This window comes from Streptomyces sp. NPDC021020 (assembly GCF_044333285.1).
Classification (GTDB): Bacteria; Actinomycetota; Actinomycetes; order Streptomycetales; family Streptomycetaceae; genus Actinacidiphila.
Genome location: NZ_JBIRQQ010000003.1, coordinates 528,489 through 554,249 on the forward strand (window position 1 = coordinate 528,489; position 25,761 = coordinate 554,249).

General features: G+C 73.1%; 24 protein-coding genes. 13 read left to right on the plus strand and 11 right to left on the minus strand.

Translation table 11 applies throughout. The features are described from left to right. Positions 1-18: 18 nt before the first annotated feature. On the plus strand, positions 19-933 hold the full coding sequence (locus ACH4SL_RS10735; protein ID WP_398443522.1) for a helix-turn-helix transcriptional regulator: 915 nt from the start codon (positions 19-21) through the stop codon (positions 931-933). Between the two features lie 42 nt (positions 934-975). Beyond that, positions 976-1,578 (plus strand): TetR/AcrR family transcriptional regulator, encoded by a 603-nt coding sequence (locus tag ACH4SL_RS10740; RefSeq protein WP_398443524.1) that lies wholly within the window; start codon positions 976-978, stop codon positions 1,576-1,578. Between the two features lie 22 nt (positions 1,579-1,600). Here ACH4SL_RS10740 and ACH4SL_RS10745 read toward each other — a convergent pair whose 3' ends face one another. After that, complete coding sequence (locus tag ACH4SL_RS10745) at positions 1,601-2,137, minus strand: MarR family winged helix-turn-helix transcriptional regulator (protein WP_398443526.1); 537 nt, start codon at positions 2,135-2,137, stop codon at positions 1,601-1,603. Then, a complete protein-coding gene (locus ACH4SL_RS10750) occupies positions 2,134-3,585 on the minus strand; it encodes an MFS transporter (protein ID WP_398443528.1) in 1,452 nt (483 codons plus the stop codon). The genes ACH4SL_RS10745 and ACH4SL_RS10750 overlap by 4 nt, the downstream gene beginning before the upstream one ends. Positions 3,586-3,679: 94 nt before the next feature. On the opposite strand from ACH4SL_RS10750, the gene dusB reads away from it, so the two are divergent. Continuing rightward, on the plus strand, positions 3,680-4,843 hold the full coding sequence (gene dusB, locus ACH4SL_RS10755; RefSeq protein WP_398443530.1) for a tRNA dihydrouridine synthase DusB: 1,164 nt from the start codon (positions 3,680-3,682) through the stop codon (positions 4,841-4,843). A 388-nt stretch (positions 4,844-5,231) separates the two neighbouring features. Then, positions 5,232-7,943, plus strand: coding sequence for a pyruvate, phosphate dikinase (ppdK, locus tag ACH4SL_RS10760; RefSeq protein ID WP_398443532.1), 2,712 nt, complete (start codon positions 5,232-5,234; stop codon positions 7,941-7,943). Between the two features lie 147 nt (positions 7,944-8,090). On the opposite strand, the gene ACH4SL_RS10765 is transcribed toward ppdK, so the two are convergent. The 3 genes from ACH4SL_RS10765 to ACH4SL_RS10775 all read right to left on the minus strand — a co-directional run bounded on the left by ACH4SL_RS10765 (position 8,091) and on the right by ACH4SL_RS10775 (position 10,832). Next, complete coding sequence (locus ACH4SL_RS10765) at positions 8,091-8,801, minus strand: ATP-binding protein (RefSeq protein ID WP_398443534.1); 711 nt, start codon at positions 8,799-8,801, stop codon at positions 8,091-8,093. Between the two features lie 144 nt (positions 8,802-8,945). After that, positions 8,946-10,124 carry a helix-turn-helix domain-containing protein gene (locus tag ACH4SL_RS10770; protein WP_398443536.1) on the minus strand — a complete coding sequence of 393 codons (1,179 nt, stop codon included), beginning with the start codon at positions 10,122-10,124 and terminating at the stop codon, positions 8,946-8,948. A 66-nt stretch (positions 10,125-10,190) separates the two neighbouring features. Continuing rightward, positions 10,191-10,832, minus strand: coding sequence for an HAD family hydrolase (locus ACH4SL_RS10775; RefSeq protein ID WP_398443539.1), 642 nt, complete (start codon positions 10,830-10,832; stop codon positions 10,191-10,193). Positions 10,833-11,065: 233 nt separating this feature from the next. On the opposite strand from ACH4SL_RS10775, the gene ACH4SL_RS10780 reads away from it, so the two are divergent. Next, positions 11,066-11,629 (plus strand): hypothetical protein, encoded by a 564-nt coding sequence (locus tag ACH4SL_RS10780; RefSeq protein ID WP_398443541.1) that lies wholly within the window; start codon positions 11,066-11,068, stop codon positions 11,627-11,629. Positions 11,630-11,669: 40 nt separating this feature from the next. Here the strand turns inward: ACH4SL_RS10780 and ACH4SL_RS10785 are convergent, their stop codons facing one another. Further along, the gene (locus ACH4SL_RS10785; RefSeq protein WP_398444096.1) at positions 11,670-12,074 is read right to left on the minus strand and encodes a MarR family winged helix-turn-helix transcriptional regulator; all 405 of its coding nucleotides are present in this window, start codon (positions 12,072-12,074) and stop codon (positions 11,670-11,672) included. Between the two features lie 207 nt (positions 12,075-12,281). On the opposite strand from ACH4SL_RS10785, the gene ACH4SL_RS10790 reads away from it, so the two are divergent. Both ACH4SL_RS10790 and ACH4SL_RS10795 read left to right on the plus strand, forming a co-directional pair. Beyond that, positions 12,282-13,127: a nitroreductase/quinone reductase family protein gene (locus ACH4SL_RS10790; protein ID WP_398443543.1), complete on the plus strand. Its 846-nt coding sequence runs from the start codon at positions 12,282-12,284 to the stop codon at positions 13,125-13,127. A gap of 150 nt (positions 13,128-13,277) precedes the next feature. Further along, the gene (locus ACH4SL_RS10795; RefSeq protein WP_398443545.1) at positions 13,278-14,369 is read left to right on the plus strand and encodes a LacI family DNA-binding transcriptional regulator; all 1,092 of its coding nucleotides are present in this window, start codon (positions 13,278-13,280) and stop codon (positions 14,367-14,369) included. Between the two features lie 38 nt (positions 14,370-14,407). Here ACH4SL_RS10795 and nirD read toward each other — a convergent pair whose 3' ends face one another. Both nirD and nirB read right to left on the minus strand, forming a co-directional pair. Further along, positions 14,408-14,785, minus strand: coding sequence for a nitrite reductase small subunit NirD (gene nirD, locus ACH4SL_RS10800; protein WP_398443547.1), 378 nt, complete (start codon positions 14,783-14,785; stop codon positions 14,408-14,410). Further along, the gene (gene nirB / locus ACH4SL_RS10805; RefSeq protein ID WP_398443549.1) at positions 14,782-17,376 is read right to left on the minus strand and encodes a nitrite reductase large subunit NirB; all 2,595 of its coding nucleotides are present in this window, start codon (positions 17,374-17,376) and stop codon (positions 14,782-14,784) included. The genes nirD and nirB overlap by 4 nt, the downstream gene beginning before the upstream one ends. 218 nt (positions 17,377-17,594) lie before the next feature. On the opposite strand from nirB, the gene ACH4SL_RS10810 reads away from it, so the two are divergent. From ACH4SL_RS10810 to ACH4SL_RS10830, 5 genes are all read left to right on the plus strand, one after another. Next, complete coding sequence (locus ACH4SL_RS10810; protein WP_398443552.1) at positions 17,595-18,197, plus strand: cysteine hydrolase family protein; 603 nt, start codon at positions 17,595-17,597, stop codon at positions 18,195-18,197. Continuing rightward, a complete protein-coding gene (locus ACH4SL_RS10815; RefSeq protein WP_398443554.1) occupies positions 18,194-19,102 on the plus strand; it encodes a GlxA family transcriptional regulator in 909 nt (302 codons plus the stop codon). Before ACH4SL_RS10810 ends, ACH4SL_RS10815 begins: the two co-directional genes overlap by 4 nt. Before the next feature lie 128 nt (positions 19,103-19,230). After that, positions 19,231-19,917: a vancomycin high temperature exclusion protein gene (locus tag ACH4SL_RS10820; RefSeq protein WP_398443557.1), complete on the plus strand. Its 687-nt coding sequence runs from the start codon at positions 19,231-19,233 to the stop codon at positions 19,915-19,917. A gap of 243 nt (positions 19,918-20,160) precedes the next feature. Next, positions 20,161-21,033 (plus strand): GH25 family lysozyme, encoded by an 873-nt coding sequence (locus ACH4SL_RS10825; protein WP_398443560.1) that lies wholly within the window; start codon positions 20,161-20,163, stop codon positions 21,031-21,033. Positions 21,034-21,161: 128 nt separating this feature from the next. Then, on the plus strand, positions 21,162-21,722 hold the full coding sequence (locus ACH4SL_RS10830) for a hypothetical protein (RefSeq protein WP_398443562.1): 561 nt from the start codon (positions 21,162-21,164) through the stop codon (positions 21,720-21,722). On the opposite strand, the gene ACH4SL_RS10835 is transcribed toward ACH4SL_RS10830, so the two are convergent. Both ACH4SL_RS10835 and ACH4SL_RS10840 read right to left on the minus strand, forming a co-directional pair. Beyond that, positions 21,712-22,203 (minus strand): OsmC family protein, encoded by a 492-nt coding sequence (locus ACH4SL_RS10835; protein ID WP_398443564.1) that lies wholly within the window; start codon positions 22,201-22,203, stop codon positions 21,712-21,714. The genes ACH4SL_RS10830 and ACH4SL_RS10835 overlap by 11 nt on opposite strands. Positions 22,204-22,217: 14 nt before the next feature. Next, a complete protein-coding gene (locus ACH4SL_RS10840; protein ID WP_398443566.1) occupies positions 22,218-22,841 on the minus strand; it encodes a GntR family transcriptional regulator in 624 nt (207 codons plus the stop codon). Positions 22,842-23,084: 243 nt separating this feature from the next. Between ACH4SL_RS10840 and ACH4SL_RS10845 the strand changes: the two genes are divergently transcribed. Continuing rightward, the gene (locus ACH4SL_RS10845) at positions 23,085-24,140 is read left to right on the plus strand and encodes a hypothetical protein (RefSeq protein WP_398443568.1); all 1,056 of its coding nucleotides are present in this window, start codon (positions 23,085-23,087) and stop codon (positions 24,138-24,140) included. A gap of 334 nt (positions 24,141-24,474) precedes the next feature. Here ACH4SL_RS10845 and ACH4SL_RS10850 read toward each other — a convergent pair whose 3' ends face one another. Then, positions 24,475-25,758, minus strand: a complete 1,284-nt coding sequence (locus tag ACH4SL_RS10850) for a deoxyguanosinetriphosphate triphosphohydrolase (RefSeq protein ID WP_398443572.1) — start codon at positions 25,756-25,758, stop codon at positions 24,475-24,477. Positions 25,759-25,761: the final 3 nt, after the last annotated feature.

Consider the following 25,761-nt stretch of genomic DNA (forward strand, 5'->3'; position numbering starts at 1 on the left):
GTCCGGCACGCTGGGAGCATGACCACGACACCGCCGCCCGCACCCGCCGCGCGCGTACCCGAAGCCGCGCGGGACACGGAGTCCGGGGAGAGCCGGCGGCGCGAACTCGCGCACTTCCTGCGCAGCCGCCGCGAGCGCATCGCGCCCGAGCAGGTCGGCCTGCCGCCGGGGCGCCGGCGGCGGACGCCCGGGCTGCGCCGCGAGGAGGTCGCGCAGCTCGCCGCGGTCGGCGTCACCTGGTACACATGGCTGGAGCAGGCCCGCGACATCCAGGTGTCGGGCCAGGTCGCGGACGCCATCGCCCGCGCGCTGATGCTCGACGCGGGCGAGCGCAGCCACCTGTTCACGCTGGCCGGCACCGCCGACCCGCATCCGCACCTGGAGGGTCCGGGCATGTCCCCGGCGATGCGCGCGATGCTCGACCAGCTGGAGCCGCTGCCCGCCGCGGTCTTCAACAGCCGCTACGACATCGTCGCGTACAACCGCACGTACGCGCGGCTGGTGACGGACCTGGACGCGCTGCCCGCCGAGGACCGCAACGTCATGTGGCTCGCCTTCACCCACCCGCTGTGGCGCGAGCGGATGCTGGACCGCGAGGAGAACACCCGGCTGATGGCGGGGAAGTTCCGCGCCTCGATGGCCCAGCACCTCGGCGAGCCCGGCTGGAAGGGGCTGCTGCGGCGGCTCCAGCAGAATTCGGCGGAATTCCGCCAGGCCTGGGAGCGGCACGACGTGGTGCGGCCCGGCAGCCACGTCAAGCGCTACCTCAACCCCGAAGTGGGCCTGCTCGCCTTCGACTTCAGCCACCTGTGGCTCGGCCCGCAGGACGGCCCGCGGATGACCGTCTACGCCCCCGCGGACGCGCAGACCCGCGAGCGGCTGGCCCGGCTCCTGCGGATCGTGACCGCCGAGGGCACCCCCGCCGCGGTCTGACGTGATCGCCGAAGGCGCCCCGCCGCGGTCTAAAATCGCCCAATGACCCCCACCCGTGCCACCGCTTCCGGCCTGCGTGAGCTGACCCGCGCGACCGTGCGCGCCCAGATCGCCGAGCGGGCGATGGAACTCTTCCTGGCCCAGGGCTTCGAGGAGACCACGGTCGAGCAGATCGCCGCCCAGGTCGGCATGTCGGCGCGCAGCGTCTTCCGCTACTTCGCGACCAAGGAGGACATGGTCGTCGGCAGCATGCAGGAGTCCGGTGCGGTGCTCGCCGGCGCACTCGCCGAACGGCCCGCGGGGGAGGGCCCGTGGGAGGCGCTGCGCGGCGCCCTGGACGTCCTGCTCACGTCCTTCGCGCAGGACAGGGAAGCCGCGCTGGCCCGGGCCCGGATGTTCGCGAGCACCCCCGCGCTGCGCGCCGCCCGCCAGCAGAAGCACGCCCGCTGGCGCGAACTGCTGGAGCCCGGTGTGCTGTCCCGCCTCCCGGAGGGCCCCGCCGCCGACCGCGAACTGCGCGCCGCCGCGATCACGGTGGCGGTCCTCGGCTGCCTCGACGTCGCCGTGACCCGCTGGTCGGGCGCGGGCGGCACGGGCGATATCGGCGAGACGCTGGACGCGGCGATCCGCGCGGTACGGGAGTGAGGCGCGGGCCGGCCGCGCGCCGTCAGCTCTCCTGCGGGTAGGACGCCAGGCCGGCGGTGATCCGGTCCAGGACGGCCAGGTCGTCCGGGGGGAGGGCGAGCAGAGCCGGGGGAGGGGTGCCGAGGATCGCATTGGCGCGGGCGGCCGCCGCGAGGCCCGCCGCGGTGGCCGACACGATCTTGGCGCGGCGGTCCTCCGGGTGCGGGGTGCGCCGGACGAGGCCGCGCTCCTCCAGGTCGTCCACCACGAGCGTCAGATAGGGGCGGTCGCAGGCCAGCTCGGCGGCCAGCTCGCTCATCCGGTACGGCTGCTCGGGGTGCTTGGCGATCCGGCGCAGCGCCTTGACGCGGAAGAAGCTCATGCCGAGGGCGTCGGCGACCTCCTTGCGGCGCTCGTTGTGCTCCAGCACGAGCGAGCGCAGGTTGCCCCAGACCCGCTCGGCCGCCGTCTGCTCAGCACCCTGTCCCGTGCCCTGCCCCGCACCCCGCCCGGCCGCGGGCTCCGCCGGGGGACCTCCCGGGGACCCCGCCTCGCGCCGATCCGCCGTCGCGCTGGTCACGCCTTCACCGCCATCCGGTTGTCCGCCGTCTCGGGGGCGATGAGCAGCCCTGCCGTACGGTCCGCCGTGCGCCTGGCCCAACGGCCGGTCGTGAGCGTACCGAGCACGAGCACCGCCGCACCACAGCCGGTGATGATCCACCACGCGCCCTGGTGCAGTCCGGCGGCCAGCGCCGCGCCGAGCACCGCGACGCCGAGCGACTGCCCCACCTGGCGGCTCGTCGACGCGACCGCCGCCGCCACGCCCGCCTGCGACCGCGGCATGCCCGACACCGCGGTGTTGGTGATCGGCGCGTTGACGAAGCCGAAGCCGATGCCGAACAGGACGTACGCCGGGAAGAGCAGCGCGTTCGTCGACTGGGCGTCGAAGCCGGCGAAGAGCACGCCGCTCGCCGTCATCGCGACGCCCGCCAGCACCAGCGGGATGCGCGGCCCGCGCGAGCCGACGAGCCGGCCGGACAGCGGCGCGAAGACCAGCGCCATCGCGGCCATCGGCAGCATGTAGAGCCCTGCGTCGAGCGCGGACAGCCCGCGGGTGTTCTGCAGGTAGAGCGTGTTGAGGAAGAGGAAACCGCCGAGCGCGGCGAAGCCGCACACCGCGATGACGGTCGCGCCGCTGAAGGGCACGCTGCGGAAGAAGCGGGTGTCGACGAGCGGGTCGTCGCGCCGGGATTCGTACCGCGCGAGCGACACCGCCGCCGCGGCCGCGACGACGAAGCAGCCCAGGATCTCCGGGGAGGTCCAGCCCGCGCCGGAGCCCTCGATGATGCCGTACGTCAGGGTGCCCAGCAGCGCGACCACCAGCAGCTGCCCGACCGGGTCGATCCGGCGGGCGCGCGGCGCGCGCGACTCCGGCACGAAGCGGGCGGTCAGCACCAGCGCGGCGAGCCCGATCGGCACGTTGATCCAGAAGATCGCCCGCCAGCCGACCGACTGCACGAGCGCGCCGCCCACGATCGGCCCGGCCGCCATCGAGATGCCGACGACCCCGCCCCACACGCCGATCGCGCGGGCCCGCTCGCGCGGCTCGTGGAAGGTGTTGGTGATGATCGACATCGCGACCGGGTTGAGCATCGAGCCGCCCACCGCCTGCACCATCCGGAAGGCGATGAGCCAGCCGAGGCTGGGCGCGAGGCTGCACAGCAGCGACCCGGCGGTGAAGACGGCGAGCCCGGTCTGGAAGATCCGCCTACGCCCGACGCGGTCCGCCGTCGAGCCCGACAGCAGCAGCAGCGAGGCGATGACCAGCAGATACGCGTCGATCGTCCACTGCAGACCGGAGACGGAGGAGTGGAAGTCCTTCTGCAGCGACGGCAGCGCGACGTTCAGGATCGTGTTGTCGAGGCTGACGATCAGCAGGCTCATGCAGCAGATCGCGAGGATGAGCATGCGGCGGCGGGCCGTGGTGGCTTCCGGTGCGGACGGTCCCGGTGCGGTGGGTTCCGGCATGGATGGCGGTTCCAATGATTGTATGAACGTAATCATTACTACCGTACAACCAATCCGGGCGGCCGTACCCGGCGGGTACGGGACAATGGACCCCATGACCGCTGACACCACCCTCGCCCCGGCCGCGCCCGGGTCCTTGCGGATCGGCCCGCACACCGTGTGGCCGCCGGTCGTGCTCGCGCCCATGGCCGGTATCACCAACGCGCCCTTCCGCACGCTGTGCCGGGAGTCCAGCGGCGGCAAGGGGCTCTTCGTCAGCGAGATGATCACCACCCGCGCGCTGGTCGAGCGCAACGACAAGACCATGCAACTCATCCACTTCGACGCGACGGAGACGCCGCGCTCCATCCAGCTCTACGGCGTCGACCCGGCGACCGTCGGCAAGGCCGTGCGGATGATCGTCGACGAGGACCTCGCCGACCACATCGACCTCAACTTCGGCTGCCCCGTCCCCAAGGTCACCCGCAAGGGCGGCGGCTCCGCGCTCCCGTACAAGCGGCCGCTGCTGCGGGCCATCCTGCGCGAGGTCGTGGGCAACGCCGGGGAGCTGCCCGTCACCATCAAGATGCGCAAGGGCATCGACGACGACCACCTGACGTACCTCGACGCCGGGCGGATCGCCGTCGAGGAGGGCGTCACCGCGGTCGCCCTGCACGGCCGCACCGCCGCGCAGCACTACGGCGGCACCGCGGACTGGGACGCCATCGCGCGCCTGAAGGAGCACGTGCCCGAGATCCCCGTGCTCGGCAACGGCGACATCTGGTGCGCGGAGGACGCGCTGCGGATGATGCGGGCGACCGGCTGCGACGGCGTCGTGGTCGGCCGCGGCTGCCTCGGCCGCCCCTGGCTCTTCGGCGACCTCGTCGCCGCCTTCGAGACGCCGGACGCGCCGCCCGCCGCCCCCGGCTTCGACCGGGTCGCCGCCGTCATGCGCCGCCACGCCGAACTGCTGGGCCAGTGGCTCGGCGACGAGGCGCGCGGCGTCATCGACTTCCGCAAGCACGTGCCCTGGTACACCAAGGGCTTCGCGGTCGGCTCCGACGCCCGCCGCGCCCTCGCCTCCGCGTCGTCGCTGGCCGAGATGGACGAGCAGTTCGCCGCCCTCGACCTCGCCCAGCCCTGGCCCGCGGGTGCGGACGGCCCCCGCGGCCGTACCGCCCCCGGCAAGCGCGTCGTCCTCCCGGACGGCTGGCTGGACGACCCCTTCACCTGCGACGCCCTCTCCGAGGACGCGGAGTCCGCCACCTCGGGCGGCTGAGTCCGGCCCTCGCGTCTCGGAACGGGTCCGAACAGTGAGACCCCATGGGGTGATCCCGCTCACAAGGTAAGTGATCGCGCTCAGATGAGCGCCCAAGTGAGCGCGTCATCTCTCGAATGGTGAGCCCCCTCGGCGCGTCGGCAATCGTCCAGAGGGTCACGCCAACCGTCACCCTCAGCCACCGCGGCCGGCGCGTGGCTCGCGCAGCGGAATCGTGGCTTCGGGTTGTGAACGCGCGGTGAAGCCCCGTCGAAGCGGCGGGGACTTTCGATGTGAACGCAGACGGGGGTTTACACCCGTGTGTCGTACGGATGGACGCACTGCGGAGCCTTCGAGATGGGTACGCTCCCCGCCGTCAGGGCAACCCGTTGCGAGGAGTCGAGGCCCAGTGTCGGCACGGCAGCAGCAGCAGAAATTCGTCTACGACTTCACCGAGGGCAACAAGGACCTCAAGGACCTGCTCGGCGGGAAAGGTGCGAACCTCGCCGAGATGACCAACCTCGGGCTCCCGGTCCCTCCCGGGTTCACGATCACGACCGAGGCGTGCCGGGTCTATCTGGAGTCCGGCGCGGAGCCGTCCGCGCTGCGCGACGAGGTGAGTGCGCACCTCGACGCGCTGGAGCAGCGGATGGGCAAGAAGCTCGGCCAGGCCGACGACCCGCTCCTGGTGTCGGTCCGCTCCGGGGCCAAGTTCTCGATGCCCGGGATGATGGACACCGTCCTCAACATCGGGCTGTCGGACGCGTCCGTCGCGGGCCTGGCCGCCCAGGCGGACAACGAGCGCTTCGCGTGGGATTCGTACCGCCGCCTGGTCCAGATGTTCGGCAAGACCGTCATGGACGTGGACGGCGAGCTGTTCGAGGAGGCGCTGGACGCCGCCAAGCGCGCCAAGGGCGCGGCCAGCGACCTCGACCTGGACGCCGCCGACCTGCGGCAGCTCGTCGCGGACTTCCAGCAGATCGTGAAGCAGGAGACCGGCCGGGATTTCCCGCAGGACCCGCGCGAGCAGATGGACCTGGCCGTCCGGGCGGTCTTCGCCTCCTGGAACGGCGAGCGCGCCAAGCTGTACCGCCGCCAGGAGCGCATCCCCGGCGACCTCGGCACCGCCGTGACCGTCTGCTCCATGGTCTTCGGCAACCTCGGCCCGGACTCCGGCACGGGCGTGGCCTTCACCCGCGACCCGGCGAGCGGCGCACAGGGCACGTACGGCGACTACCTGCAGAACGCGCAGGGCGAGGACGTCGTCGCCGGCATCCGCAACACCGTGCCGCTCGCCGAGCTGGAGACGATCGACAAGACGTCGTACGACCGGCTGATGGCGATCATGCAGACGCTGGAGGAGCACTACCGGGACCTGTGCGACATCGAGTTCACCATCGAGCGCGGGCAGTTGTGGATGCTCCAGACCCGGGTCGGCAAGCGGACGGCCGCGGCGGCGTTCCGTATCGCCACGCAGCTCGTCGACCAGGGCGTCATCGACGAGGCGGAGGCGCTGCGGCGGGTCACCGGCGGGCAGTTGGCGCAGCTGATGTTCCCGCAGTTCGACGGCGAGGTGGCCGACAGCGGCGACGTGCGGCGGATCGGCTGGGGCATCGCGGCCTCGCCGGGTGCGGCGGTCGGCAAGGCGGTCTTCGACTCGTACACCGCCGTGAAGTGGTCCCGCTCGGGTGAGCAGGTCATCCTCATCCGCCGGGAGACCAACCCGGACGACCTCAACGGCATGATCGCCGCCGAGGGCATCCTCACCTCCCGCGGCGGCAAGACCTCGCACGCGGCCGTGGTCGCGCGCGGCATGGGCAAGACGTGCGTGTGCGGCGCGGAGGAGCTGGAGGTCGACACCAAGCGGCGGCGGCTGACCGCGCCGGGCGGCGTGGTGATAGAGGAGGGCGACCTCGTCTCGATCGACGGCTCGTCCGGCAAGGTCTACCTCGGCGAGGTGCCCGTCGTGCCGTCGCCGGTCGTCGAGTACTTCGAGGGCCGTATGCACGCCGGGGCCGACGAGGCCGACGGGCTGGTGCAGGCGGTGCACCGGATCATGGCCTACGCCGACCGGATCCGTAAGCTCCAGGTGCGGGCCAACGCCGACAACGCCGAAGACGCCTCGCGGGCCCGGCGGTTCGGGGCCCAGGGCATCGGGCTGTGCCGCACCGAGCACATGTTCCTGGGCGAACGCCGGGAAATGGTCGAGCGGTTGGTGCTCGCCGACACCGACGCCGAGCGCGACGAGGCACTGGCCTCCCTGCTACCGCTCCAGAAGGCCGACTTCATCGAGCTGTTCGAGGCGATGGACGGACTGCCGGTCACCGTACGGCTGCTGGATCCGCCGCTGCACGAATTCCTGCCCGACATCACGGAGTTGTCCGTACGGGTCGCGCTCGCCGAATCCCGCAAGGACGCCAACGAGAACGACCTGCGGCTGCTCCAGGCCGTCCACAAGCTGCACGAGCAGAACCCGATGCTGGGCCTGCGCGGGGTACGCCTCGGGCTCGTCATCCCGGGCCTGTTCGCGATGCAGGTGCGGGCCATCGCGGAGGCCGTCGCGCACCGCAAGGCCGCCAAGGGCGACCCGCGCGCGGAGATCATGATCCCGCTGGTGGGCACGGTGCAGGAGCTGGAGATCGTCCGCGAGGAGGCCGACGGCGTCATCGCCGAGGTCGAGGCGGCCACCGGCACTCGGCTCAAGCTCGCCATCGGCACGATGATCGAGCTGCCGCGCGCGGCCCTGACCGCGGGGCAGATCGCGGAGGCCGCCGAATTCTTCTCCTTCGGCACCAACGACCTCACCCAGACCGTGTGGGGCTTCTCGCGCGACGACGTCGAGGCGTCCTTCTTCACCGCCTACCTGGAGAAGGGCATCTTCGGCGTCTCCCCGTTCGAGACGATCGACCGCGACGGCGTCGGCTCCCTCGTCCGCAGCGCCGCCGAAGCGGGCCGGGCCACCCGCCCCGGCCTCAAACTCGGCATCTGCGGCGAGCACGGCGGCGACCCGGAGTCCGTCCACTTCTTCCACCAGGTGGGCCTGGACTACGTCTCCTGCTCCCCCTTCCGCATCCCCGTCGCCCGCCTGGAGGCCGCCCGCGCCACCACCCTGACCCCCTGACCGGGCCGGCCCGTGGGGCCCACCGCCGGCGGCCCCACGCCCTGGGGGCCAACCCTCACCGACCGGTGCCCCCACCCTCCGGCCCACCCCGCCGGGGACGGCACATCGTGCGGACGTGCCGTCCCCGGCTCTTCCCTTGCCGGGGGCTCAGGGGGCGGAGCAGACCGCCCAGACGCACTTGCCCACGCCGGTGCGCTCACCCGCCCCCCACCGCCCGCCCGTCAAGGCGTCCACCAGGGCGAGCCCACGGCCCCGCTCCGCGTCCGGGGCGGGAGATCGCGGAGAAGGACGCGCCTCGTCGGCGTCGTGGACCTCGATCCGCAGGGAGCGGTCCGGGAGCAGTTCGTAGCGGGTCTCGATCTCGCAGTCGTCCGGGACGTCCGCGTGACGGACGGAATTGGTGAGCAGTTCGCAGAGGACGGCCTCCGCGCTGTCCGCCACGTCGTCCAGTCCCCAGGCGGCCAGGACGTGGTGCAGGTCGCGCCGGGCCTCGGACACGGATCGGGGTTCGTGGGTCCACCGTCGTACGTAGGGCGACGCCGGAGGCACCGCAACCACGTACGTCTCCGCGGGCGTGGCCATCCGCAGGAGATCGCCGAGGGATTCGTGGAGCCGGCGCGCGGCGAAGCGCAGCGCCTGCGGGTCGGCGGCCGGGTCGTCCAGCACCGACGGGGCGAGATCCCACACGGCGCGTGCGCAGCCGAGCTGCACGGCCTCGGTCTCGTCGGCCAGCCGGGAGAGGTATCCCATGTCCCCGATCAGATGAGTGCGCCGCCCTTCGGGGCCCTGCCACGGCAGCAGCCGTAAGGGGTGGCGGCACGGGGAGTGGGCGGGGCGGATGTCCGTTCCGTCGTGCATGGCGTCGCCTCTCGCCGGCCTGAGCCACCGGGCCCGGACCACTCGCGCGGCTCCGGGTACTGGTCACCGGTCCGGGGCCGGTCCCATGGATGGTGGCGTGCCACAGCGGCGCGAACTGCTACACCGGGTAGCAGCAGTTGGCGTTCACACGGCGCCGATCCACTCGGCGAACCGGGTGAGTTCAGGATCCGGCGCACGCTGCAAGCGCCGCAGCGTACGGGTGTCCTCTCGGGCCCACGGGTGTTCCCGGGTGTGCTGAGGTGCGATCCTGCGTGCGGACCGCAGGCTGTCGAACGCAGCGGTTCGTTGCCCTGCCCACAGCTGGGCGCGGGCCACCTCGATGGAGAAGCCTGACCGACGTTCGCCGGGCATGCTCGCGGGCGGCTTCCACTGCTGCGCGATGGCCAGTACGCGGGTGATCCCGCTGCCACCGTTGCTCAGGCCGACGCTGACCTCGTGGATGCGCAGCGAATCCGGCCCCACCGCGGTTCCTTCGTAGACACCCTCCGGCACTCGCTCCACCAGTCGGCGCGCCCACGCCAGATGGGATTCGGCAACCTCGGCCTCCGAGGCCCGGCTCGCGGCAACCGCAGCACGCATGTGCAGCGCCGCACGGACCGCGGTGGTGGCGCGGTCGGCCGTGTCCGGGCAGATGTCGAGGGCGGTCTCCAACGCGCCCAGACCCTGTCGGTGGGCATGCGCGGCAAAGTACGTCTCGGTCCGCACGTAGGCCACGACCGCCGAGGTCAGATCGGACCCGGCCTGTGGAGCCGCCCAGCGCATGAGGTCCACCAGCCGTGCGGACAGGTCGTGGTGGCCGCTCTTGTACGCCACCGCGTCAGCCGCGCGGTAGGCGGCGACGAGCAGGCGTGCGGCCTCAGGTCTGTCCCGGCCTTCCGCGATTCTCAGAGCTCGGGACAACTCCCTTAGGAGCAGGGGCATTTCTGTGGCGAGGCGCACGTACTGGGAGGCGAGACGCCACTGCACCGCCTCGGCGACGGCCGCTCGCAACCGAGGCAGCGACCGTACCGGCCCGTCCGCGGGCACGTCGTAGTCGGCGATTGCCGCTGACAGCACGGGCATTGCCTGGTGGACTCGGCTTTCGGCGCGCTGGGCATCTGCCGACAGCCGTGCCGGATCGACGCCGAGAGCTGCGGCGAGGGCGTCGAGGACGTCGTCGCTCGGCGTCCGCGCACCCCGTTCGACGGCGCGGACCGTGGCGTACGAGACTCCGGCGACCGAGGCGAGTTGGGTCTGGGTGAGTCCACGGGCCCTGCGGCGGGCGGCGATCCGCAGTCCCACGTCACGCACGGAGTTCCGCATCCGCTGCTCCCTTTCCGGGCGTCGTACGCGAAGCGTATCCGAGCGGCGACGCATCGCACTCGGAGGTCAGTGCGGAATGGCGGACACCAACTCCGTGAGGCTGTCGACACGCCAGTCCGCCGCCGCGGCCACCTCGGGGGTGTCCGCCCAGAAAAAGCCCCAGGGGCCACGGCGGAGGTGGGCCGTTCGGAGGCCTGCGGCGGAGGCGGGGAAGACGTCGTTGGCGGGGTGGTCGCCGACGTAGACGATCTCGGCGGGGGCGGCGTCGGCGACGGCGGAGAGGCGGGCGAAGAAGGCGGGGTCGGGTTTGGCGACGCCCCATTCGCCGGAGGTCGTGACGATGTCCGCGGGGAGGTCGAGGGCGCGGAGCAGATCGGCGGCGCGGGCGGTCTGGTTGCCGGCGACCACCACCCGGAAGCCCGCCGCGCGGAGGGCGGCGAGGGCGGGGCGGACGTCCGGGTAGAGGTCGGACTCGGCCAGGTGCTCGCCGTGGCCGGCGGCTTCGCGGGCCGCCTGCTCGGCCGCCACGTCCAGGCCGGGACGGATCAGCCGGAGTGCGTCGGCGTTGTCGCGGCCCTCGGCGACGACCGCGCCGACGAGGGCGGACACGGTGTGCGGCGGGACGCCGAGCCAGTCCGCCCAACCGGCCCAGACGGAGGTGTCGCTGACCAGCGTCTCGCCGACGTCGAAGGCGATGGTGGTGACCATCAAGGCAGCGTACGACGCTCGACGGTGACGGGTCGCAGGTGCAGTGATCACGGTGTGAGCATCGGCGGTCACAGATTGGCAAACTCGGGGCGGAGCCTCGCATTCACGGGAATCGTGAGTACCACTGACAACACAGGCGCCAGACCATGGGGGCCACTGGGCTGCCCAGGGGGAATACGGTCTCTTGTCGATGCGACCGGACGGCGCAGCGGATTGCTGGGGGAGAACTGACGATGAAGCGTCGCCTGCCTGTCTGCGCCCTCGCGCTCGTGAGCGCCGTGTCCGTCGCCGCGTGCGGTGGCACGAGCGTGTCGGACGGGAAGAAGGCCGCCGACAAGGCGCGGCGTCCGGCGGCGGAGGCGTACTGGAAACTGCACGCCTCCCTCGACGGGGCGGTGTCGCGGGAGAACGCCACGGGGGAGTTCGCCGCCTGCGGGGAGAACCACAGGAACTCCGTCTCCTACAAGATCACGTACATCTTCTGGGCCGCGTCGAAGACGCAGCCGCAGGCGCAGCTCACGGCCACGGTGCTGCGGCGGCTGAGCGGCACCGGATGGCGGCTCCAGCCGGACACGGAGCACCTCTACAAGGCGACCCGCGGCGACGTCACGGTGAGGCTCCGGGAGATCGTCATCAGCAGCGACACCGCGAAACCGGCGGACGCGATCTACGTCCAGACCACCTGCGTGGACGTCGGGAAGGCGGTGGAGCCCGTCTCCCGCACGCTCGACACGTACAAGGCCGGCGACGCCGGGACCGCACCGGTTCCGACCGGCTTCCCCACCCGGAAACCGTAGGAGGTCGCGCCACGGCTTCCGCTCCCGCGTGGGCCGCGGGCTACGACGGCTCGTCCGACAGGGCGTCCTCGTAGGTGGTGAGGGTGCGGATGAAGAGGGTGCGTTCGGTGGGGGTCAGGGGGGTGAGGGCGGTGCGCCAGGCGGTGGCGCCGCGGGCGAGCCAGGTGTCGATCGCGGGGCGGTGGGTGGGGGCGATCGTGACGATCGTGCGGCGGCGGTCGGCGGGGTCGGGGGTGCGGTCGAGGATGCCCTGGCGGCCGAGGTCGCTGACCATCAGGCTCACCGTGGCGGGGGCCACTTCGAGGCGGGCGGCGAGTTCGTTGACGGTCAGGGGGCCGTCGAAGAGCAGGTAGGAGAAGAGGGAGAGGTGGCGGGGGGCGAGCGAGAAGCCGCTCAGCTCCGCCGGGACCTTGATCCGCTTGGCCCGGCCCACCATCCGCGGCATCAGCAGCAGCAGGCTGCGGATGCCGTCCTCGACGCTGACACCGACGTCACCGGCGGTCTGCCCGGTGGCGTCGGGGGTCGTATCCGGGGGCTGGGCGCCGTCCGCGGTTGACATACGTCTCTCCTGCCTTTTAGCTTTGCATTCAAAGATTCTTTGCTTGCAAAGCAAAGTCGTACCTGAGGGTCGAGCTTATCGGAGGGGTCTGCCATGGCCGATTGGAACGCGTCGATCATCGCCGAGTTCCGCGCCGGTGGAGGGCGCGTCGGCGGCATGTTCGAGGGCGCGGACCTCGTCCTGCTCACCACGACCGGCGCGCGCAGCGGCGTACGGCGCACCTCGCCGCTCGGCGTCGCCCGGGAGGACGGGCGGCTGCTGGTCTTCGGCTCCAACGCCGGCGGCGACCGGCACCCCGACTGGTACCGCAACCTGCTCGTCCACCCGCGGGCCGAGGTCGAGACGGCGGACGGGCACGGGGGAGTGCGCACCCTCGCGGTGCGGGCCGAGGTGCTGGAAGGGGCCGAGCGGGACGCCGCGTACGCGCGGCAGGCGGCGCGCATCCCGGCGTACGGCGACTACCAGCGCGGGACCACGCGGGTCATCCCCGTGGTGGCGCTCCACCCGCTGGACCTCACCACGCCGGACCCGGCGCGCGACCGGGCCATCGCCACCCAGTTGCTGACCGTGCACGCGGACCTGCGGGCCCAGTTGGCGCGGCTGCGGGACGGGGACGGTGCGGCCACCGGGGAGGCCCTGGCCGTGCACTGCCTGGCCTTCTGCGACGCGCTCGGCACACACCACGCCGCCGAGGACGCCGTCTTCCCCGCCTTCGACGAGGGCTTCCCGCACCTCGCCCCCGTCCTCGCCCGGCTGCGCGCCGAGCACCGGGAGGTTGCCGCCGAGCTCACGGCGCTCAGGAAGGCGACGGGGGAGGGCGGCGCGGACCTGGCGGGGCGGCTGGACGCCCTCGCGGCGCGGATGGAGGAGCACTTCGCGTACGAGGAGGAGCACCTCGTCCCCGTCCTCCTGGGGGAAGCGGCCGGGTCCGAGGGCTGACGGGAGCGCTGGTACGGACCTCTTTCCGGCGGCCCCGCTCAGGATTTCCGAAGCTTTCGGCTGCCCATTCGAATCTTTTGGTGCCCCTGTTGTGCATCAGGTGTGACACGGTGCGGACGGGCCCTGTGCCCCCGGGCTACGATCCTTGCCATGAGTGCCACGATTCCCCAGCCCTCGCGCGATGACCAGTCGGGAGCCACCGGCGAGGGCACGGCGACGCTTGCCGAGATCGCCCGCGCCGCCGGGGTCTCGGCTCCGACTGTTTCGAAAGTCCTCAACGGCCGAGGTGACGTCGCCCCCGCCACCCGCAGCCGGGTCGAGGACCTGCTGCGGCAGCACGGCTACCAGCGCCGCCGCGGCAGCATGCAGCCCGCCCCGCTGCTGGACCTGGTCTTCCACGAACTGGACAGCTCCTGGGCGATGGAGGTCATCCGGGGCGTGGAACGCGTCGCGGGCCAGGAGAGCCTGAGCGTGGTGCTCTCGGAGTCGGCGGGACGCCTCAGCCCCGGCCAGACCTGGGTGGACGGTGTGCTCGCGCGCCGCCCGACCGGCGTCATCCTGGTGCTCTCCGGGCTCGACCCGGCCCAGCGCTCGCAGCTCATCAGCCGCGACATACCGTTCGTGGTCCTTGACCCGGCCGGCGACCCCGGCGAGGACGTGCCCGCGATCGGCGCGACCAACTGGCAGGGCGGACTGGCCGCCACCCGCCACCTGCTGGACCTCGGCCACACCCGGATCGGCGTGCTCGGCGGGCCCGCGGGCATGATGTGCAGCCGCGCCCGGATCGACGGCTACCGCGCCGCGCTGGAGACCGCCGGTGTGCGCTTCGACCCCGGCCTCGTCGTCCCGGGCAACTTCCACCAGGAGGCCGGCTACACCGCGGGCCTGGAACTGCTGCGCCGCCCCGACCGCCCCACCGCGATCTTCACCGGCAACGACCTCCAGGCGGTCGGCCTGTACGAGGCCGCGCGCGAGCTGGGCCTGTCCATCCCGCGCGACCTCAGCGTGGTCGGCTTCGACGACCTGCCGCTGGCCACCTGGATCAGCCCGCCGCTGACCACCGTGCGGCAGCCGCTCACGGAGATGGCCGAGGCCGCCGCCCGGCTCGTTCTCGACCTCAGCCGCGGCCGCGAGCCCAGCACCCTGCGGGTGGACCTGGCGACCCGGCTCGTGGAGCGCAGCAGCACCGCGGCCCCCGCGTCCGCCGCCGTCCCGGAGCAGGCCGACGGAGTCGCCAACTGAGGTTCGCAGCGGGGTGGTTCGACTTCCGGGCCATGTGGTCAGCCCACCCGGACCGGGTAGCTGGCCACGGCCACCCCGTCCTCGTCCAGGCAGCGGCCGTCGGTGAGGTCGAAGCGCTGCTTGAGCAACGGCGAGGCGACGTACGGCCGTTCGCCGTCCGAGCCGGTCAGTCCGTGGCTGAGCACCGCCGCGCCGGTGAAGGGGTCGACGTTGCCGATCGCGTAGATCCGCCCGGCGCGGTCGCGGAAGAGGGCGGCCTGGCGGCCGTCCGGCAGCAGCGCGGCCACCCCGCGGCCGGGCTGCAGGGTGTCCGCCGGGCAGACGGCGAACCAGCCCTGGGCGGTGCGCAGTTCGACCGTGCCGCCGGGGGCGGCGGCGGTGAGCTGCGGGGACGTGAGGTCGGTCGTGGCAGTCATGCGGTCACCGTTTCCGTGAGGCTCAGGAGCACAGGCTCGGGCTTGATCTGGCCGCGCTCCGGGACGAAGCGGACCGTGGGGTCGGGGGTGTCCGGGGCGTTGACGAAGGACACGAAGCGGCTCAGCCGCTCCGGGTCGCTGATGGTGTCGGCCCACTCGTCGCGGTATCCGGCGACGTGCGCGGCCATCAGCGCCTCCAGCTCGTCGCAGATGCCGAGCGAGTCGTGCACGACGACGTCGCGTACGTGCTCCAGGCCGCCGGGGATGCGCTCCAGCCACACGCTGGTGCGCTCCAGCCGGTCGGCGGTGCGGATGTAGAACATCAGGAAGCGGTCGACGAGCCGGACGAGTTCGGCGTCCGACAGGTCCTGCGCCAGCAGGTCGGCGTGCCGCGGGGTGGCACCGCCGTTGCCGCCGACGTACAGATTCCAGCCGCTCGCGGTCGCGATGACCCCGAAGTCCTTGCTCTGCGCCTCCGCGCACTCGCGCGCGCAGCCCGACACCGCCGACTTGAGCTTGTGCGGCGAGCGCAGGCCCCGGTAGCGCAGCTCCAGGTCGATCGCCATCCGGACGCTGTCCTGCACGCCGTAGCGGCACCACGTCTGCCCGACGCAGGACTTCACCGTCCGCAGCGCCTTGCCGTACGCGTGGCCGGACTCGAAGCCCGCGTCCACCAACCGGGCCCAGATGATCGGCAGTTGCTCGACGCGGGCGCCGAAGAGGTCGATCCGCTGGCCGCCGGTGATCTTCGTGTAGAGGCCGAAGTCGCGGGCCACCTCGCCGATCACGATGAGCTTCTCCGGGGTGATCTCGCCGCCCGGGATGCGCGGCACGATCGAATAGGAGCCGTTCTTCTGCATGTTGGCGAGGAAGTGGTCGTTGGTGTCCTGCAACGCCGCCTGCTCGCCCTCCAGGACGTGCACGCTCGCGCCGACCGTGGGCGCCAGCGACGCCAGGATCGACGCGACGGCGGGCTTGCACGTCTCGCAGCCCTCGCCGCCGCGCGCGCCCTCCCGGCCGTGCCCGTCGAGCAGTTCGCGGTAGGAGGAGATCCGCAGCGCCAGCACGATCTCGTACAGCTCGGCGCGGGTCTGCGCGAAGTGCGGGCACAGGCCCTTGTCGACCTCGACCCCGGACGCCTCCAGCTCGGCGTCCACCAGCTGGCCCAGCACCTTCAGGCAACTGCCGCAGTTCGTCCCGGCCTTGGTGCACTTCTTCACCTCCGGCATGCCGGTGCAGGAGTGGTCGGTGACGGCCGAGCGGATCGCGCCCTTGGTGACGTTGTTGCAGCTGCAGATGACCGCCTCGTCCGGCAGCGCCGCCGGGCCCAGCGCGACCGGGGCGCCCGCGCCCGCGGGCAGCACCAGGTGCTCGGGCGCCACCGGCGGCACCGAACCGGTCAGCGGCCGCAGCACCCCGTACGACTCCACGTCCCCGACCAGGACACCGCCCAGCAGCGTGCCGTCCGCGGCCACCACGAGCTTGCGGTAGACACCGGACCGCGCGTCGGAGTACCGCACGTCCAGGCAGCCCGCGGTGGCGCCGTGCGCGTCGCCGAAGCTCGCGACGTCCACGCCCAGCAGCTTCAGCTTCGTCGACAGGTCCGCGCCGGTGAACGAACCGGCGTCCCCGGCAATGGACTTGGCCGCCGTCTCCGCCATCTCGTTGCCGGGCGCGACCAGTCCGTACACCCGCCCGTCCGCCGCGAGCGCGCACTCGCCGATCGCGAAGACCGCCGGGTCCGCGGGCGTACGGCACTGCTCGTCGACGACGATCCCGCCGCGCTCCCCGACCGGCAGCCCGCAGGCCCGCGCCAGGTCGTCCCGCGGCCGCACACCGGCGGAGAACACCACCATGCCGACGGGCAGTTCGGAGCCGTCCGACAGCTCCATGCCCGCCACCCGGCCGTCCTCGCCGACCGTGACGCGCTGCGTGCCGACCCCCGTGTGCACGCTCACCCCCAGGCCCTCGACGCGGCGCCGCAGCGCGTCCCCGCCGCCCTCGTCGACCTGCACGGGCATCAGCCGCGGCGCGAACTCCACGACGTGCGTGTCCATTCCGAGCCCCTTGAGCGCGCCCGCCGCCTCCAGCCCCAGCAGCCCGCCGCCGACGACCGCGCCGCTCGTCACCCCCTTCGCGTACGCCTCGATCGCCAGCAGGTCGTCGATCGTGCGGTAGACGAAGCAGCCCGCCGCGTCCTTGCCGGGGACCGGCGGCACGAACGGGTACGAGCCGGTCGCCAGCACCAGCGTGTCGTAGCGCACCACCAGCCCCGAACGGGCCGTCACCGTACGGGAGTCGCGGTCCACCGCCACCGCCGGATCGCCCACGTGCAGCTCGATGCCGTGCCGCTCCATGAAGCCGTCCTCGACCATCGACAGCTCCTCCGGGCTCGCGCCCTCGGAGAAGTACGACGTCAGGTGGACCCTGTCGTACGCCGGGCGGGGCTCCTCGCACAGCACGACGACCCGCGCCCACGCGGTCACCCCCCGGTCCGCGAGCGCTTCGAGGAAGCGCTGGCCGACCATGCCGTGGCCGACGAGCACGATCGTGGTGTCCGGGGTGTCCGCGGTAGCGGTAGTGGCAGCCATGGTCAGAACCTTCCGTCGTCGCCCGTGCCACCACGGTGGGCCGCGGCTGTTACCCACCCGGATCCCCGCCATTACCCGAAGGGAACGGTGCGCTCATCCGCTCTCAGCGGCGGCTGTGAGCGGGTGAGCGCGGGGCCGCCGGGCGCTGACCGGATCGTTCCGCCAGGGGGCGTGATCGTGTCTGGCCGCGCTGTCCCCGGGCGGCGGAGGATCGGCCCATGACATCCACCGGGACCGTACCCACCGCCCTTGTCGTCATCGACGTCCAGGAGTCCTTCCGACAGCGCGAGAGCTGGCAGGCAGCCTCCGACCCCGACGTGGCCGAGAAGGTGGCCGCGCTCGTGGACCACGCCCGCGAGCGCGGCCACCTCGTGGTGTGGGTCCTGCACGCCGAGCCCGGCACCGGCACCGTCTTCGACCCCGGGAACGGCCACGTCCGGCTCATGGACGGCCTCGACCCCCAGGACGGCGAACCGCTGCTCACCAAGACCGCGCACAACGCCTTCACCACCACCAACCTCCAGCAGATCCTGACCGAGCGCGGCATCCGCGCCCTCGTCACGTGCGGCATCCGCACCGAGCAGTGCGTCGAGACCACCACCCGGCTCGCCTCCGACCTCGGCTACGACGTCACCTTCGTCACCGACGCCACCGCCACCGAGCCGATCGAGCACCGCGACGCGCCCGCCGGACGGCCGCTCGCCGAGGTGCTCGCCGACCCGCGTACGCTGCTGCCCGCGGACGTCATCGCCCGCACCGAGTACGCGCTCGCCGGACGGTTCGCCACCGTGACGACCCTCAAGGAGCTGACCGGATCGTGACCCGGGTGGTCTTCCTGCTCGTACCGCGGCTGCACCTGCTCGACCTCGCCGGGCCCGCGCAGGTCTTCTCCACGGCCGCCGACTACGGCCTCGGCCACACCCTGCACTACGCGGCCGAGCAGGAAGACGTCCCCACCGCCCAGGGGGTCGTGCTGCACGCCGACCCCATCCTCCCCGCGCTCACCCCGGACGACCTCGTCGTCGTCCCCGGCTGGCGCTCGCACAGCCTGCGCGACAACGGCGCCCTCGCCCCCGCCACCCTGCGCTGGCTGCACGCCCACCACGCCGCGGGCGGCACCGTCGCCAGCGTCTGTGCCGGGGCCGACGCGCTCGGCCGCGCCGGACTCCTCGACGGCCGCCGCTGCACCACGCACCACGACCTCCAGGACGAACTCGCCCGCCGCTACCCGCGCGCCCACGTCGTCCGCGACGTGCTGTACGTCGTGGACGGCCGCGTCGTCACCTCCGCCGGGATCGCCAGCGGCATCGACCTCGCGCTGCACCTCGTCGCCGGGACGCACGGGCCGGGCGCCGCCGCGCGCGTCGCCCGGCAGATGGTCGTGTACGCGCGGCGCAACGGCGACGAGCAGCAGGCGAGCGCGATGCTCAGGCACCGCGCGCACGTGAGCGACGCGGTGCACCGCGTCCAGGACGTCCTGGACACGCGGTTCGCCGCGCGGCTCGCGCTGTGCGACCTCGCGGCCGCGGCGGGCCTCAGTGAACGCACCCTCACGCGCCGCTTCACCGCCGCGACCGGCCGTACGCCGCTGCGCTACCAGCAGGAGCTGCGCCTCGAACGCGCCGAGCACCTCATCGCGCGGGGCGCGACGGTCGAGTCCGCGGCCCGCGCGGTGGGCTTCCAGGACGCCCGCATGCTCCGCCGCCTGCGCTCACGCTCGGCGTGACGCGCCGGGCTGCGCCTTGCGGTGCCCCGCGCCCCTGAAGGACGCCCACCTCGCGTGAGGAGGGCGGTCCGTGGGCGGGTGCAACCCGGAGGGCGGAAGGGACGTCAAGAGGGGTGAGGGGGTACGGGATGGGGCTCAGGACGTGGGGGCGGGGGCTGCGGACCCGCAAGGGGCAGCGGCGGTTCGTGCAGGCGGCCGCGGGCGTGTGCACGCTGGCGCTGCTGCCGGCCGTGTGGGTGCAACTCGCGGGCGGCGGGCGGGTGCGGGATCTCGCGGACGTGCCGGCCGCGCCGGTGGCCGTCGTGTTCGGCGCGGGCCTGACCCCGGCGGGACACCCCTCGCCGTATCTCGCGCACCGGCTCGACACCGCGCTCGCGCTCTACCGCGCGGGCAAGGTGCGGGTGCTGCTCGTCACGGGCGACAACAGCCGTACGACGTACGACGAGCCGGGCGCCATGCGGACGTACCTGGTCGCGCGCGGGGTCCCGGAGGCCCGGGTCGTCGTGGACGACGCGGGCTTCGACACCTGGGATTCGTGCAGCCGCGCGAAGCGCGTCTTCGGGGTGGACAAGGCGATCCTGGTCAGCCAGGACTTCCACATCCGGCGGGCCCTCGCGCTGTGCGAGGCGGCGGGCCTGAGCGTCTACGGCGTCGGCGTCGACGAGCCGCACGACAGGACGTGGTACGCGGGCGGCGCCCGTGAACTGCTCGCCGCGGGCAAGGCGGCGGTGGACGCGACGCTGCACCCCGCCCCGCGCTTCCTGGGCCCGAAGGAGCCGGGTGTGACGCGCGCCCTGGAGGCCCCCGCCGGGTGACGTGGCGGGGCTCGGGGGGTTTTCACCGCGGTGAAAGTTCTACGCGCGTTGCGACACCCTCGCACGCCCGCCGCTCCCCGCGTGGTCCAGACCTCTGCCGATTCCCCAAACCCCTTTACGTCACGGGACGCTTCATGTCTCACTCATGACGCGTTCACAACAACGCCAGCTCCGCGGTCAATGATCCGCAGCGAACAGCACGCCCGTGTTCCGTGCCACACAGACGCGCTCAGGAGGAAAGCTATGCTTCCCCGCACCCGGAATCTGATGGCGATCGCAGCCGTGGGGGCCAGCGTGGCGCTCGCCACCACCCTCTCGGCCGGCCCCGCGGGCGCCGCGCCCGCCACCGCCCAGGCCAAGGTCTCCCAGGGCAACAACATCCCGCTCGGCCAGGGCTACATGGGCGCCGGCTACGCCCAGGACACCAAGGGGCAGCTCGCCGTGCCCGCCGGTGACGACCTGGTGATGTCGCCCGACGCCAGCTACCCCGCCGGCATCGACGTCTCGCACTACCAGGGCTCCATCAACTGGTCGTCGGTGAAGTCCGCGGGCATCCAGTTCGCCTACATCAAGGCGACCGAGAGCACCGACTACAAGGACCCGAACTTCAACGCGAACTACCTCAACGCCTACAACGCGAAGGTGATCCGCGGGGCCTACCACTTCGCCCGCCCCGACCTCTCCAGCGGTGCGGCGCAGGCCACCTACTTCGCCACCCACGGCGGCGCGTGGTCCGCGGACAACCTCACCCTGCCGGGCATGCTCGACCTCGAAGGCGGCTGCTACGGCAAGTCCGCGTCGGCGATGCAGTCCTGGATCCTGGACTTCTACAACACCTACAAGTCCAAGACCACGCGTGACGTCGTGATCTACACCAGCCCGAGCTGGTGGAACAGCTGCACCGGCGGCTGGGGCGGCATGTCCGCGAAGAGCCCGCTGTGGGTCGCGCACTGGACGACCGCCGCGAGCCCGACGATCCCGAGCGGCTTCCCGTTCTGGACGTTCTGGCAGTACAGCGACTCCGGTTCGGTCTCCGGCATCTCCGGCGCCGTCGACCGCGACCGCTTCAGCGCCAGCGCCGCCCGGCTGCTCGCGCTGGCCAACAACACCCCCTGACCCAGGGGCCGTTCGACCCGTGGGGCGCCCCCCTGGCGCACAACGCCGGGGCGCCCCGCGGGGCAACCGCACGTATCTGACGCTTCGTTGAATACCTTCTCCTCCCGTGCGACAGTGGGGAGATGGACATGAGCGGCGCGGTCCCGACTTCCCTCGGCGGGGAGCGCCCGCCCGGTGACGCCCTGCCGGTCGGGGTGCCGGGCGGCGGGGTGGCCCTGCGGACCGGCACCCTCGCCGTGTGGGTGGGCTCCCTGCGGGCCTTCCCCAACGGCTTCGACTTCGTCGTACGGGTGGTACGCGGCCCCGGCCGGCCGCCCACCGCCCGGTTCGAGCCGGTGCCGGACGCCCTGCCCATCGAGGTCGCGTACGGCGACGGGCGCATCCGGCGCGGTCCGTCGCACGGCGCCCCGGCCGTGGTGAGCCGCGACGGCCGTACGCCCATCACCCTCATGGAGCTCGGGGGCAGCGGCAACTCCTCCCTGTGGGAGTCCCGTTACTGGGTCCACCCGCTGCCGCCGGACGGCCCCGTCACGGTGACGGTCGGCGACCCCGGGGGGCCCGCCGGCGTCGTCGGCCTCAGCGGCGCCGCGATCCGCGCGGCCGCCGCCGAATGCGAACGGCTCTGGCCCGGGCAGGACTTCGACGAGGGCGAGGGCGGCGCGAACTGGTTCACGGTCTCTACCGGCTGAGGACCGTCGCCGAAGCCTCGTGCCGCACGGGGAAGTTGACCGAGTTCGCGATGAAGCACAGGCGGTGCGCCTGCTCGTGCAGCTCGGCCGCGAGCGCCGCGGAGGCCGCGTCCGCGACCTCGACCGCCGGGTGGAGCACGGCCTCGGTGAAGTGGCCGCCGCCGTCCGGGGTCTGCGTCATCGTGGCCTCGGCGCGGTCCGTGTAGGCCGTCACCGTCACGCCCTTGACCGCGCACACGTGCAGATACGACAGCATGTGGCACTGCGACAGTGCGGCCAGCAGGAGCAGTTCGGGATTCCAGCGCGACTTGTCGCCCCGGAAGGCCGGGTCGGACGAGCCGAGCAGCACCGGTACGTCCGGCGCGTCCGGCGCCGACACCTCGTGGCCGCGCTCGTAGGCCCGGTAATTGCTCGTGCCCGTACCGAGATTGCCGGTCCACACCAGGTCGGTGCGGTAGGAGTGCACATTCGCTGACGCCATGGTGGCGGGTCCTTTCAGCCGCAGGTGTCGAGTACGTGCCGCCGCGCGACCGCGGCGGCGTCCGCGGCCCGGCCCTCGGTGATCGCCGACACCAGCTCGCGGTGCTGGGCGTTCACCTGCGCGGGCCGGTGCGGAGGGTCGAGGGACGCGCGCGTGGAGACCACGATCTGGTCCCACAGCCGGTCGAGGGCTCCTTGCGCGGGGGCGTTCGCGGCGAGGGCCGCGATGCGGGTGTGGAAGGCGCGGTTGCCGAGCACCGCCTCCGCGAAGCGGCCCGCGAGGGTCGCCTCCTCGGTGCGGTGCGCCTCCGCGGCGAGCGCGGTCAGCTCGGCCGGGGCGATCAGGCCCGCGGCCTGCCGTTCCGCCGCGAGCTCGGCAGTCAGCGCTTCGAGGGCGGCGCGGACGCGGTACGTGTCGCGGAGCGCCGCGGCGTCGAGTACGGCGACCACGACGCCGCGCCCCCCAGCACTCCGGACCAGCCCGTCCGCGGTGAGCCCTTGCAGGGCCTCGCGCACGGGCGTCCGGCTCATCGCGAGCGCGGCGGCGACCTGCGTCTCCGTGAGCCGCTGCCCGGGGGCGTACTCACCCCCGACGATCATCGCGCGCAGCCGCGCGCGGGCTTCTTCCGTCTGCTGCACGCCCCCAGTATTGCATGCAATGTATGCAATGGCTTCTCGGTCCGCACAGCTACGGGCGGATCTAAGGTGTCGACGCCTGACCGCAACCGTCGTCCTGGGGGACCCGTGAACGACTTCGCCGGTGTGGAACCGCACCGCGTAAGGCAACTCGCCGACCGCTTACAGGACCTGGCCGCCGCTCTTGCCGCCGACGTCGAACGCACTGGACAGCCTCGACATCGCCATGGAGGACGTCATTCGACAATGGCTCGACGCGGTAGGACCGCGGCCGTGGCGCTCCTCGCCCTCGTCCTCGCCGCCGCGGCCGGCTGCGGTGGCGGGGGCGGCTGGAAGGCGCCGGTCAGGGGGCAGGTGGCGGTGCTGGTCGACGCGGGGGAGGACGACCCCGGGGAGCGGGTCGCCTGGCTCGGCTTCGGGGGCAGCGTCTACGGCCTCGCCTTCGGCCCCGACGGCACGGTCTACGGGCTGGGTGCCGACCTGGTCGGCATCGACGGCAGGAGGACGGTGCGCATGGTCCTCAGCCCGCAGACCGGCGACTGGGACGGCCTGGTCGTCCGGTCCGACGGCTCCTTCGTGACCGGGCGCGCAGGCACGGTCGTCAGCCTGAAGCCGAACGGGACGGCGACCGTACTGGCCGGCGCCGCGGGGCCGGAGCGGGACCCCGACGCACCCGTGCCGGCCTCCGCCCCCGCGACCGGCTTCCACTTCGGGAACACTGGAGCGACGCCCTTCGGCGAGCGCCCCGACGGGTCCGTGCTGCTGGCCGACGGCGACGTCGTGTGGTCCCTCAAGGACGCCCGGCTGACCCGCGTCTACCAGGCACCCGGCACCCCGTCCAAGGGCAGGCACCCGGACATCCTCCCCAGCAGCGCGGTGGACGGCACCGGCACGGCGTGGGTGGCCGCCGCCGCGCCCACCGGCGAGGAAACGGTCGGCGACATCGTCACGATCGCCCCTGGCGGTACGGCCGTCCGGCCGTCCCTGCCGGCGCGGACCGCGGGCGTGGCCGAGAGCCTCGCCTCGCTGCGCCTGCTGTGGATGGCCGGTGACGGCGCGAACGGCGTCTACGTCCACGCCAGGGGCAAGGGGGACGAGTATGTCGTCCATCTGCGTCCCGGCAGCGCGCAGATGGTCGCCAGGCACCGCTACTCCAGCGCGGACTCGCTCACGTGCGACATGCCGCACCCGGTCGCCGCCACCGCGACGCCCTGCCTGCTGCCGTACGCGCTCGCCTACCACGCCGGCCGGCTCGTGCTCGGCGGCGAGACGCATTATGTCCTCACCGTCGCCGTCAGCTAGGACTTGTCCGGGGTGGGCATCGTCGTGAAGCTCTTTTTGCGGCGCAGGACGACCGGGCCTGGAGGGGCATTCGGCCGCTCTCCTTCGGCCCCTTGTGATCCCGGCGCCGGAGGCGGGTCGGTGCGGGCTCCGGCCGCATGCTGATGCGCGCCGGACGTCGGCTGCGGCCCGAACCGTTCGGGCAGGTCACGCCACTGCACCCCGCCCCACGCCGAGGAGGTGCCCTGTGGCGGCGCCCGATCCGCCCAGCGGCGCGCCGCGAAAAGGGGCGCGTGGGGGTACCTCCCAGGCGAAGCTCCGGGGGAGAACGGCGCGACCACCCACCCCGGTGCGCTCAGCTCAAGCGGGCGTGCAGGGTCGTCGCGGCGGCGTCCGTGAGGGACGCGATCTGGTCGACGATCACGCGGCACCGGCCGCGGTCGTCCCCCGCGGACGCGAACAACGCGGCGAACTGCGGATCGAGCCCCTCCGGCGCTCGGGCGAGCAGCGCCGCGGCCAGCTCGGCGATGACGACGCGCTGCTCGGCCCGCCGCCGGGCCTGGGCGGCGCGCTGCATGACGTAGCGGTCGGCGACGGCCTTGAGCACCGCGCATTCGAGCCGCTGCTCGCGCGGGACGACCAGCTCGGCGGCGTAGCGGGTGAGCCGGGCGGTGCCGTACCGCTCGCGGGTCGCGCCCTCGGCGGCGAGGCAGAAGCGGCCGATGAGCTGGGAGGCCGCGTCCTTGAGGCGGGCCTGTGCGAGGGCGGTGGCGTCGTAGTGGTCGGGCCACCAGGGCTGGGCCAGGAGCCGGTCGAGGGCCTCGGCCAGCTCGTCGGGGGCGGTGCCGGGCGGGGCGTAGCGGGCGGCCGCGCAGGCGAAGACGTCGGCGCGTTCGGGGGCCGAGCGCAGAGCGCGGGGGTCGATGTGGCCGGCCTGGAGGCCGTCCTCGAGGTCGTGGGCGGAGTAGGCGACGTCGTCCGACCAGTCCATGACCTGCGCCTCGAAGCACTGCCGCCCCTCGGGCGCGCCCTCGCGGGCCCAGCGGAAGACGGGCAGGTCGTCCTCGTAGACCCCGAATTTCGGGCTGCCGGGATCACCGGGCCGCCCCTCGCGCGGCCATGGGTATTTGGTGGCGGCGTCGAGCGCGGCACGCGTGAGGTTGAGGCCGACGCTGACATTCCCGGGCGCGAAGCGCTTGGGCTCCAGCCGGGTGAGCAGCCGCAGGCTCTGCGCGTTGCCCTCGAAGCCCCCGCAGCCGGCGGCGAACTCGGCGAGGACCATCTCGCCGTTGTGCCCGAAGGGCGGGTGCCCGAGGTCGTGCGCGAGGCACGCGGTCTCGACGAGGTCGGGATCGCAGCCGAGCGCCGCGCCCAGCTCGCGGCCGACCTGCGCGCATTCGAGCGAGTGCGTCAGCCGGGTGCGCGGGCTGGTGTCGGGCACGGCGCCCGAGCTCACCCCCGGGTCGACGACCTGCGTCTTCCCGGCGAGCCTGCGCAGCGCGGCGGAGTGCAGGACGCGCGCCCGGTCGCGCTGGAAGGCCGTCCGGCCGGGCCGCTTGTCGGGCTCGGGCACGTACCGTTCGGCGTCGGCGGCCCGGTAGCCGCCGTGCGGCTCGCCCCGGGCGTCATGGCTCTCCATACG